Origin of the sequence: Parageobacillus caldoxylosilyticus NBRC 107762 (assembly GCF_000632715.1) — a bacterium.
In the GTDB taxonomy this organism is placed as follows: Bacteria; Bacillota; Bacilli; order Bacillales; family Anoxybacillaceae; genus Saccharococcus; species Saccharococcus caldoxylosilyticus.
Genome location: NZ_BAWO01000093.1, coordinates 1 through 9,743 on the forward strand (window position 1 = coordinate 1; position 9,743 = coordinate 9,743).

Sequence of the window (9,743 nt, forward strand, 5' to 3'; positions counted from 1 at the left end):
ACAATGAACAAAAATAATGAGTTAAACCTGCATTCAAAGAGTCTAATCTTGTTGGTTTTAGCATTGATTTTAACGTAATTAATTTCACTTTTTTTCCTTTTGATTTACAAGAGGGACATATTGCAGAATCGCTATTTTCAAAAATTTGTTCTTTTGCATTGCAACAATCAGCCAAGTTTTAACCCCCCTTCTCCAACGTGCCAATATAGAAATTATATCATTTTTCTTCAACTATCCTGCCTCGTTGAACAAGAAAATCAACATAGTTCTTTAACAGACACCCTTGCCAATAATAATTGGCACATTGATGAATGAAATAACAGCAAAAGTTTCCACAATTATTTCAGGGTAGAGCCTTTAAATAAGACACATATCACCCAATCACCAACTAGCGTTTAATAGAAATCTTGATTTCCTTTTCATTCAAAATATCAATCATCTGACTAAGGGTCAATTCCCATATAAACGCGCCCATGAAAAAGAAGAAAGGGATAAAAACAGAAGAAAAAACATTTCGTTGGTGGAAAAATATCAGAATGCCACCAACTATGCAAACAATCATCACTGCTGTAAGCATGGCATAAGTAAAGATTACCGGTATCTTCTCTTTCCCATCTTGTATAACAATAATTTCGTATGTTGGAATATACATTCGCTTATAAATGACAGCACCTCCGAACATTGTCATATACGCAATAATTGCATATAACCAAAAACCGTACGGAAAATAATCTAGACATAATTTAGCAGCGATCAAGATTAAGAATGTCATCAAAACGAAGTTATACGTATAAAAGATGCGTCTCTCTCGCTTTTTAGGCAAAATTCTTTCCATAGCAATCATTCCTCCCACGAATTCTTAATCGATTAAAATGATTATATCTCGATCGGGAGCAAAAAACAGGACCTAATTTGTATGATTATTCATATTTTAAAAAATAATGATTTTAGCTAAAGATAAAACAGCAAGGATTGTCTCCTTGCCGTTTTATGATATTCCTTCTCAATCTGGACAATCTGCATCATTTTCATACAAATCTTCACATAACATAACGATCTCCACTATCTTTTTTGAGTCCAAAATGTATTCGGATAGAATCGGCATCATGTTTTGAATTAAATGCATAAAATTGTTATACATGCCGCAAAAGCATAAAATATTAAATTCCGCCACTTCAGATGTGTTGTGACCGATAAAACTTTTCTGTAAACGTGTGATGTACATAAAGTACACGTACTTGCTGTCTGTATGTTTTATCCATGCGAAACGATTATGCCTAGCAATTACAATAATATAATCATCGTGTCTAAACTTAATAAAACTTTTTTCCCTTAACCCTTGTTGTTTTTCCCTATTTGACATGAGCATGCTCAATCCTTTCATTCGTTAAATAATTTCACATATATAATTATTTAACGAACATACATTCCCTTCTTTTTCATACAAAAAAAGCAATCCAAAATAGGCTCCCCTATCCGAATTGCTTTTACCCCTATTTCTACTCCTCCAAAAAATGAATTGACTCATTTAACTCATCGATATCATCAGATCGAAAATTTAATTCGTTTAACTCCAAAAGATATTTTTTGGCATCAGACAGATCATTCAGCACTTTGCTTTGAATGATTTCAAATTCTCCTCCTCGATCAGACATCTCTACTACGGCAGCATAATACGTTTTATCGATGTTTGTAAATTTGAATACCGTATATTTAAAGCAACATTGGAATATAAGCAAATCGTATTCAAGCAAAATTTTAACCATAAAAATCCCCCTCCTTTCCACTCATCTGATTCAAAATAGGAGAGGGATTCCCTTGTTTTTTCAATAAAAAAGTACACACTTCTAAGAAGTCAATCTAATAATCTTATGTGCCAACTGCGTAAATGTATATCTAAATTCATCTCTTGAATTAATACTGTTAGATAAAACTTTTCCTGACTGTTCAATTTGTTCTTCAGACAAGGCAAAGACAGGAACATTATACTTTTGCGACTGAGCAATCAGCCCATTGAAATCTGAGATATTTATTAGATTGTAAGGCTCCACATCTTCTCTGATTGGACCGAACCTTTCTTCTTCAATCAGCATGCCATGTTCCCTCAAAGTTGGCACTAGATTCGTAGCAACATTACGATTAATCTTATCGATCCATGATTGAAACGCCCTTGCAGGAACACCGTTTTTCGGTCTGTATCGTTGAAGTATTGTACCAATAAACTTTGGAAGCGTATCAGGAAAACGATATTCCGCATTTTGAAAAATGGAATGTCTTCTAATATTGTCATATGTATTTTTCCATTCAGGAAGAACTCTGGTTAGTGAATTGATGGCCATATTGCAAAAATAATCGGGACTGCAAGGAACGATAAAATAATCGCTTTGCATTAACAAATTAGCATTCGTTGCGGATACACTTGGGCTCATATCAATTAACACATAATCAAAACCGTATTCCTGAGAAGTAATGTTAATCAAGTAATTAATTGCCCCCGGAATATTCTGAGCCATTCTTAAACTACCTGTTAGCTCCTGTGCAACCCCCATAGATATATCAAATTCAGCAAATCCAATATGTCCGGGCAGTAAATACAAGCCTTCTCTGTTAGGAAACTCAAAACATTTGGCTGGTTCTAACCTTCTAGGCAATCCTCCAAATACCGGATCAAGCGATGTTTTTATATTGTCAATCCCACTATGATTATAAAACTCCTCTATATCCTCAGTTCCAGCCAAACTAAGACATAAACCAGTTAAATTGCATTGGGAATCTGCGTCTATCATTAAGACCCTTTTTCCCATTTCAGACAAGATCCATCCCAAATGAAACGTAGTAGTAGTCTTACTTACTCCACCTTTGTTATTAAACAATGAGATAATTTTTGCCATAACAACATCGCTCCCCAAAAACAATATCATTCAAGAATTATTAGCAAAAATTCGCCCCGTTTGTTAAAATTCCTTCAGATAATGACAAAATTTTTATAAAACCTTATCGAATGCACGCTTGAAATTTGTTTTGCCTAACTTCGACTACCTCCTTTAACCTGTGTTAAAAGAGTATAGCGAAATTCGCCATTTTAGGCGATATAAGCCGTTTTAAAGCCAAAATGATTTTATGCTGCTATTAATCTATTTTCTCCTAATTTATTCGTTTTTTATCTCATTTCTTCGGACTAATTTACCTATGTAGGAGACACATGTATGAAAAAAATCATTTTTTTCATCTTCTTTATGAAAAAAATTTATTGTAAATGATGATTATGTTTTGTTATTAACCACTTATAATGAATATTATTGAATCTTATCAATACTAATCATTATGAATTATGAATATTCATATTCATTATTAATAAACGATAATTAACATGAATATTTACAATTTTAACCACTATATGCAATTTGAACAAAATTCAAGCGATTAGCATGGGTAGTTTTCATCGGTTAGAATTTGCAACATGTGCATGAATTGACGTATAATAATGACCTTATTTTAAGCGCATGATTCTTATTGTTATTAACTTCTTGTTCCTATATTAGCAAGAAGGATTATGCTATAAGGAAGTTTGATGAAACGCGTACTTCATAAAAATAAGGAGGGAAACACCCTCCTTCCATTTATCAACATTCTTCACTTCTTGACTATTCATATAATAATTAAACCTTAAATCGCTTTAGTTAGTAAGATCAAAAATCAATTTCTCTAATACGCTTCTATACTTCTCTTCTATATGACCAATCTCTTGTTCACTGAAATATGTACGCGACTTATCTTCCTTTAATTGAGATAAGACATGTTCTAGATATTCACCTAGTTCATCTATAGTACATATTCCCTCAACAATACAACTCTCAATTATAGAATACCCCAACCAACCAATTCCTCTAGCGATTTGTTCCCCCAAATTTTCTCTGCCTTAAAAAAACCAACGGAATTCATCGTTTGCCTCATTAAGCCCTACAGCATAGCAATCTGGAAAATCTTCGTGACCATACAGCGATACACCTAAATACAGCCCATTTTTAAATTTTACACCAACAGTAAATAACGGTTCTAATCCCCAAAAGATAACTAATTCTTTGAAATCTTCCATCTGTTTATCATTTTCTGATACACCAACCGCATTTAACATACGCATCATCCTCCTCTTTTCTAAAGCACTGTCCCATTCCTCCATTTCTATGAATTCATCTTTGATATGTATTTTAGAAAATGTGTTATTTTTTAATTCTAAAACTTTTTGTTTTGCCGAAAATCGTTGTATGTTATGTATTACATGTATATTATGAATGTACAGGGCGTTTGTTTTAGTCTTTATATTTAGCAGAAATCATATGTTTTGTCTTACCTCTTCTTATCACCCTTCTTGAATCACATCACCAAAATACTTTTCAATCGCTTCAATTTTGTCATGTTCTTCAAGCCATTCATACGCTTCATCTTTACTTAACAAAATAATCGTTTCAATCCCCCACGTTAGGTTCCCCTCTGACTCACTGTATTTCGTTAATGGACCTCCTTGAGCATGCAAGAAAAACTGACCAGACTTCGTTATATATAAATCTTCATAAACATGTCTGAAGTCACTGCTCGGAAGACCATTACTGTACTCCGCAACAAGCGTTGCTTTTTCTGTATCATACACTTTTTTGTTGATAATTTTTTTCATTAACACCATCTCCTTTTCTTTTTTTAAAAACACTAATTTTTCAGATATTTCACCTCCTGTTAAATCAAATTATTTTGGTAATATAATTGTTACCGTGCTATACTTCTCCTAATTCACCTCCTCAAAAACTATTCATCGAAATTTTTGTTCGATGTAATTAAGAGTATAAAACACATTAATAATTAGCGCAATCTATTAATTTAATAGGCTTTGTGACGATTTCGTAGATAAAAACATTTATTTCCAATATTAATATATTAATAAAATTTTTCTATAGATTCTTTGTGACTTTCAACTTCCAATTATTAAGCAATTTTATTATTTTTTATCTACAAAAAAATTATGTCTATTTCGTAGATAAAAACAAAATTCAGAAAATAAAAACTTTTTTCGTAGATAAAAATTTTGTTTTTAAGTGCTGTAAATTCTTTCTGAATGACCTGTTTGGTTGGGTCACTATGTCCATACGTAAAAAGACCTTCAGTATCTTTTAACTGAAGGTCTTCTGCACAGTTTTTGTAATCGGAAAATACAAGGAATCAAATGTGTAGTGAGCGGATTTGCAAATTAAGGAGATGATTATGTAGTGTTAAATGGTGTTGTATGAAGTGGGATATGAAGTGTTTCGTAGTTAAAACTTTAAGCAGGTGAAGTGATTATGTATGATGAATAGTAATATGTAATGTAATATTATTTGAAAGTGGCCTCCGTGCCGATCAGTAACTCCATTTTTTCTAAAACTTAGGAATGCAATAAATTTTGTATGTCTCGTTGAGATAAATGGATAAAACGAGCACCTTGCACCGGAAGATTGCTTAAAACTAATACTTTTGCATCTTCCCTAAGTGTTCGCGCTCTGCCTATCGCTTGAATCAATTGACTCTCAACCAAATAAAATTGTATTTCCTGTAATATCTCATTATTTTCATACGTATTAAAGAAAAATCTGAATCCGTTTCGTTGAACTTGCTGGTACTCCATTTTGCTATCATTCAGCCCAAGTTTATAGCCTAACGCAGCCGAGTAAAGTAAATATGCAATCGGATTAACATGAGGCGTTCCTAGCACCGTGATGTTCTGTCCTTTGAGAGAATCGATTCCTTCCGTATTTCCGAACGTAGGAGTCGCTTTATCTTGTTCCATAAATCCTTTGTAGGTAATGATGGTGCTGTTAGGATTATAGATGTCTATTAACTTTTTTGCCAAGTTCAAAAGTTCTTCGTTCTCTTTTATCGCATAGCGGCTAAAACTTTTGATGGGAATTTGCACAATTTCCCCTTTTGATTCCGTCAATCCAACATCACGGTATTTAACTTCTGGTCCAAACATCATTTTAGCAATCGTTTCGCTGATAGTAGCGCTAAGAATAATCACTTTCTTTTTAGGCAACTGATGGCGCTGAATGAAATAGATGAATTCATTTCCGTTTGGTCCTTTCGTTTTTACGAAATATGAGCAATTTAAGAACCCTAAAATATCGGACTTTATCGCGTTATCTTCGACAATAATCTTTTCTACCTCGTTGGCATTCGGCAGCAAGTAGGCTGCTCTCTCTTGAACGAGGTCGGTCGGTGCATTTAAGACCATATTTTGAATCGTTAAAATAGCCGCCCTATTTTCTTCGTTTTGCATGAATTTAGAGCACACAAGCGTGAAATCTAAAACACTCATTTTTGACACAGGTAACAGGCTCGGTATAATATCCTCGTCAATAACTAATGTACCGTTCGCATCCTCTTTTGTAAATAAACTCCGTTGATGCGTAGTCAAAATGACTTTGTTTCGCGCTTTATGCACATTTTCAAGTTCTTCAAGATAGTTTCGAATCTCTTCATTTTGCCGAGCCATTTTCTTTAAGAAAGCATTCACTGCTTTATACGCTCCGTTATTGTATAGACGTTCAATTTTTTCTGTGAATTCAATGTCTAAATCCGGCAGTTGCGGCACTTTTACGTGTTTGCAGCCTAAACGATTCAATCGCTCTGAAACTTCTTCCTTTAGCCGATGGGTGGGTAATGCAATCGTAAACGTATGAGTTTGAGCCGCATTGACATACAACTGAGTTTTCCCAATTCCTGTGGGGGCTTTAATCACAAATACGCCATTTTCTTCAGAATTTAATGCTTCATGAAAATACTGCTTCAATTTCCTTTCTGCCTCACTTAATGGTTGAAAATTCGGTTTTTGAGTCACTTGAATTCTTCCTCTGAACAACTTCCCTTGCTCAATCATGTTGAGTGCATGTTCACACTCATCAGCAAAAGGACAGTACGAATCACATCTACTTGGAGCATAATTTGACTTCTGTATTTGATTAATCATGACCTTCCATTCTATTTTCTTTTGCGCGTATTCTGGTCTGCTGTTAAGAATCTGTTCGATTCTCGTTTTACCGCCTTTTACTCTCAATAAATTAGTCATAACCCCAAACATCTCGTTGTGATACAACCAATAATCACCATGCATGGATTCTCGATAAAGTTTGCAGTTCTCCTCTAGTTTCTCAAACGGAAAATCTCTAATCTGCGCAAACCCCTCTTTCACTTTATCAATTTGGAAACAATAATCTTTAAGCAATTCCCCTTCTTCTTTCGAACCCAATTTTCTATGATATTCCTCAGTGTTTTCTTTAGAAAACTTAATCATATAGGAACCATGACTAATTTTCGGGCGTTCTCTATTAAATATAATAGGATTGGTGCGCTTTTTAGTCATTGAAATAAACAAATTATCCTCTGGTGTTATTTCATCATCGTCATCAATCAACTTATAATTTGGATAACCGTTGATTAAATCAATCCCAACAATGCGACAGTAACGTTCCATATCCCGTGATGGGTTAGAGCCTGCTTTTATGTGCAATATAACGGCATTTAATAAATCCGGAACGCTTATGACGTTGTCATACGCTTCATAGACCAGTTCTTTCCCTCCAAACAATAGTCTTGAAGCATCCTTTGTTTGGACATCTGCCTCTGGAAAAAGTGTCATTAACGAACGTTGTATCAACTCTCGCACTCGGATATCATGAACTTCTTCATTTACCAAGAAAACCATTCTAAATTTTTCATGATCCGGTGTAGAACGAAATGTTGTATAAATAAAATTCGGCATGATATGGTATTGCTCACATCTCTTTACAGCATCAGCAATTGACAAACCTTCATCGATATCAAGAGCAAAAACCTGTTGGCTAAGCCAAAAAGCATTTTTTCTAATCCCATCTCTAAAAACAGCAGGTGCAAAACTTCTTCCATTTGGAGTCACAACGGCCTTCGCAAATTCTTGCATCGTTACTTCTGTCGGTAAACTAGCGATACGATTAGAAATAATCGCTACTTCCCATTTTTCAGGCTTTCGATGAAAACGCTGTGAATCAAGACTAATTTTCACTTTTGGCAATGTTTCTTTTAGCATATGACATTCCCCCTTTTTCTTAAAAAGGGAGAGTTACAATGCTATGATTAGTCTTTTAATTACATGTTTTTAATTGTATTATGAGAACTCCCCTTTCCTGTTTTTAAAGTCGGCCCAGCAAAAGATATTTTGCCATATCATTGGACCGTGTCTTGATTTTAATTGAAATTAGAATTATCAGTCAATATTCAAAGGAAATATTTCATAACATATTTGTCAACAATAGTTTTTTCAAGGAAATCATTTATGAATACCGAATTATGAACATATAGAGTATAACTTTACTAAAGAAAGGAGATGAAATTGCGTAGATTTTTGTCATAGAATTAGCATTCTACGCCATTCTAGACTCATTTTTCATGGTTTTATGCTCTTTTTTTAGCCATTAACAAAAGAAAATTTTGTCGTAGAATTATTTATCCTAATTTTTCTGGGAGAGTGGAATATGATACAGGAGTTTGCCCAAGAAGCATTGAGAGGAAAGTCAAAAGAGACCATTAAAACGTATTGTCACGCTTTAGAACAGTTTTCAAAGTGGTTAGAAGGTGCCGGAACAGATTTACAACATTACTCGCGCATGGACGTTCAACAGTACATTGATTTTTTGGCTAGTCGTGGGAAAAGTGCGGCTACGATTAATAAAATTTGGAATGCTATAAAAAAATTCAGCATTTGGGCGAACAAAGAACAAACTATTGAAGACATCTCTGTCGTAAAGCCGAGAAACATATTGCATGAGGCTCCGAAGGCTCTCGAAAGAAATGAGGTTAATCGCCTACTTCGAGAAATTGATCGAACGGGAAACCTTAGAGATATGGCAATTGCACAACTACTCATTAATACTGGTATAAGACTCAGCGAATTAGTTGCTTTAGAAAAAACAGATGTTGTCATATCCGAACGCAAAGGAGAAGTAATTATTAGAAAGGGAAAAGGAGCGAAAGAACGGAAGATTCCATTAAACTCTGAAACCCGGCGGGCAATTACAAAATACCTAGAACAGCGCACTGATGATAATTCTGCTCTTTTCTTATCAAACAGAAATAAACGAATTTCCCCTCGAACGGTTCAGCACATATTCCAAAAATACGGGGTTAATGTTCATGCCCTTCGTCATACTTTTATTACCAGATTGGTAAGAAACGGCGAAGATATTAGCATTATTCAAGCCCTTAGCGGCCACTCCTCAGCCGATATGGTGTTGCGTTACTCTGCTCCAACTGATGAGGACAAGATGAAGGCAGTAAGTAATCTATGGATAAAATAGAAAATCCCCAGTTGATGAAGCCTACGCTTCATTAACTGGGACCATTTTTTATATGAAGATAAGCACAATTAAATTCCTTATAATGTTACTTTGTCAATTTTTCCAAATATCTTGTTAGCACCCACCCTTTTACTACTTCCCCATCTTCCTTTTGATAAGCAACGAAAGTCCAATTTTTTCTTTTTTCTATCACCCGTACAACTTGTCCAAAATGTAATGTATCGATCGCCTTTGTATTCTTCTTATTAGTTTGGCGAACAGTTAATTGGCTCGTTGAGACCATACGGAATGGCTTTAATTCTTCAAATGTATACTCTTTGTTTTTATACTCCTTACGTACTTGTTTCAAAATAGTGTTTTTATGCTTCATGACTTCTTGGTAGATGA

At 34.4% G+C, this 9,743-nt stretch carries 9 protein-coding genes and 1 pseudogene; 1 reads left to right on the plus strand and 9 read right to left on the minus strand.

All coding sequences use genetic code 11. The features are described 5' to 3' along the window. The 8 genes and pseudogenes from GCA01S_RS20425 to GCA01S_RS18245 all read right to left on the minus strand — a co-directional run. Nucleotides 1-175: pseudogene (locus tag GCA01S_RS20425) on the minus strand (putative iron-sulfur cluster-binding metallochaperone); the annotation flags it as partial. Nucleotides 176-388: 213 nt separating this feature from the next. Beyond that, nucleotides 389-835 carry a hypothetical protein gene (locus tag GCA01S_RS18210; RefSeq protein WP_042412194.1) on the minus strand — a complete coding sequence of 149 codons (447 nt, stop codon included), beginning with the start codon at nucleotides 833-835 and terminating at the stop codon, nucleotides 389-391. Nucleotides 836-1,499: 664 nt separating this feature from the next. Beyond that, nucleotides 1,500-1,766 (minus strand): hypothetical protein, encoded by a 267-nt coding sequence (locus tag GCA01S_RS18220; protein ID WP_042412198.1) that lies wholly within the window; start codon nucleotides 1,764-1,766, stop codon nucleotides 1,500-1,502. Nucleotides 1,767-1,847: 81 nt separating this feature from the next. Then, entirely contained in the window at nucleotides 1,848-2,891 is a 1,044-nt protein-coding gene (locus GCA01S_RS18225) for a ParA family protein (RefSeq protein ID WP_042412200.1), read from the minus strand. A gap of 785 nt (nucleotides 2,892-3,676) precedes the next feature. Beyond that, nucleotides 3,677-3,907, minus strand: a complete 231-nt coding sequence (locus tag GCA01S_RS18230; protein ID WP_042412202.1) for a hypothetical protein — start codon at nucleotides 3,905-3,907, stop codon at nucleotides 3,677-3,679. A gap of 12 nt (nucleotides 3,908-3,919) precedes the next feature. After that, a complete protein-coding gene (locus GCA01S_RS18235; protein WP_042412206.1) occupies nucleotides 3,920-4,135 on the minus strand; it encodes a hypothetical protein in 216 nt (71 codons plus the stop codon). Nucleotides 4,136-4,360: 225 nt separating this feature from the next. Continuing rightward, entirely contained in the window at nucleotides 4,361-4,672 is a 312-nt protein-coding gene (locus tag GCA01S_RS18240; RefSeq protein ID WP_042412217.1) for a hypothetical protein, read from the minus strand. A gap of 741 nt (nucleotides 4,673-5,413) precedes the next feature. Then, nucleotides 5,414-8,089, minus strand: a complete 2,676-nt coding sequence (locus GCA01S_RS18245; protein WP_042412208.1) for a hypothetical protein — start codon at nucleotides 8,087-8,089, stop codon at nucleotides 5,414-5,416. 445 nt (nucleotides 8,090-8,534) lie between these two features. Here GCA01S_RS18245 and GCA01S_RS18250 point away from each other — a divergent pair, with 445 nt between their 5' ends. Continuing rightward, the gene (locus GCA01S_RS18250) at nucleotides 8,535-9,356 is read left to right on the plus strand and encodes a tyrosine-type recombinase/integrase (RefSeq protein ID WP_042412212.1); all 822 of its coding nucleotides are present in this window, start codon (nucleotides 8,535-8,537) and stop codon (nucleotides 9,354-9,356) included. An 85-nt stretch (nucleotides 9,357-9,441) separates the two neighbouring features. On the opposite strand, the gene GCA01S_RS18255 is transcribed toward GCA01S_RS18250, so the two are convergent. Continuing rightward, the coding region (locus tag GCA01S_RS18255; RefSeq protein ID WP_155835606.1) for an SH3 domain-containing protein at nucleotides 9,442-9,743 on the minus strand (302 nt) is incomplete at its 5' end.

Excerpts from the sequence above, each read along its gene's own strand:
- GCA01S_RS18210 (WP_042412194.1), bottom strand. The coding sequence starts at position 835 with ATGGAAAGAATTTTGCCTAAAAAGCGAGAGAGACGCATCTTTTATACG.
- GCA01S_RS18220 (WP_042412198.1), bottom strand. The coding sequence starts at position 1,766 with ATGGTTAAAATTTTGCTTGAATACGATTTGCTTATATTCCAATGTTGC.
- GCA01S_RS18225 (WP_042412200.1), bottom strand. The coding sequence starts at position 2,891 with ATGGCAAAAATTATCTCATTGTTTAATAACAAAGGTGGAGTAAGTAAG.
- GCA01S_RS18235 (WP_042412206.1), bottom strand. The coding sequence starts at position 4,135 with ATGTTAAATGCGGTTGGTGTATCAGAAAATGATAAACAGATGGAAGAT.
- GCA01S_RS18240 (WP_042412217.1), bottom strand. The coding sequence starts at position 4,672 with ATGAAAAAAATTATCAACAAAAAAGTGTATGATACAGAAAAAGCAACG.
- GCA01S_RS18245 (WP_042412208.1), bottom strand. The coding sequence starts at position 8,089 with ATGCTAAAAGAAACATTGCCAAAAGTGAAAATTAGTCTTGATTCACAG.
- GCA01S_RS18250 (WP_042412212.1), top strand. The coding sequence starts at position 8,535 with ATGATACAGGAGTTTGCCCAAGAAGCATTGAGAGGAAAGTCAAAAGAG.